The organism is Cupriavidus sp. SIMBA_020, assembly GCF_046535395.1.
Lineage (GTDB): Bacteria > Pseudomonadota > Gammaproteobacteria > Burkholderiales > Burkholderiaceae > Cupriavidus > Cupriavidus campinensis.
On the sequence record NZ_JAWRWU010000984.1, the window covers coordinates 1 to 259 of the forward strand.

Annotated in this window: 1 protein-coding gene; it reads right to left on the reverse strand. The window is 66.4% G+C overall.

The annotated features are described in order from the left end of the window. A partial coding sequence (locus tag SB751_RS32415) for an SLC13 family permease (protein ID WP_410749310.1) occupies positions 1-259 on the reverse strand: 259 nt, incomplete at both ends.

Genomic DNA, 259 nt, shown 5'->3' on the forward strand with positions numbered 1-259 from the left:
GCTCAATTGCCACAGAAACAGATTCTGGGGATTGCCGAGCGGCGTCGCGACGGACCCGGCGTTGACCGCCAGCGCGACGACGATCACCAGCCGTCGAAACGGCAGCGGCGTCAACGCACGCAGCGATACCATCAGCGGCACGACGACGAACAGCGCGACATCGTTGGTGAGCCACAGCGCCAGCGCCGCCGCGAATATCACCAGCAGCATCGCGAGCCCGCGCTCGGAGTGCACGTGGTGCACGATGCGATGCGCGAGC